At 69.5% G+C, this 256-nt stretch carries 1 protein-coding gene; it reads right to left on the bottom strand.

Annotation, left to right across the window (positions count from 1 at the left end; genetic code table 11):
- A partial coding sequence (locus tag SB775_RS31425) for an ATP-binding cassette domain-containing protein (protein WP_410865192.1) occupies positions 1 to 151 on the bottom strand: 151 nt, incomplete at its 3' end.
- Positions 152 to 256 lie beyond the last annotated feature (105 nt).

Below are 256 nucleotides of genomic sequence, written 5' to 3' on the forward strand. Positions count from 1 at the left end.
TGATCGCGCGGAGGAGGGTCGACTTGCCGGACCCGGACGGGCCGAGGATGACGGTCACCGTGCCGGCCTCGATGGTCAGGTCGACACCGCGAAGAACCGGCCGGTCGCCGAACGCTTTGGTCGCGTTGGCGATCTCGATCCCGGCGGTCATCGACGTGCTCCCTGTGACGTGCGCAGGCTGCGGCGAAGACGCTGGAACGGAGTCGGCGGCAGCGAGCGCACGGCTCCGCGGGCGTAGAAGCGCTCGACGTAGTAC

It is taken from the genome of Peribacillus sp. SIMBA_075 (genome assembly GCF_046534585.1).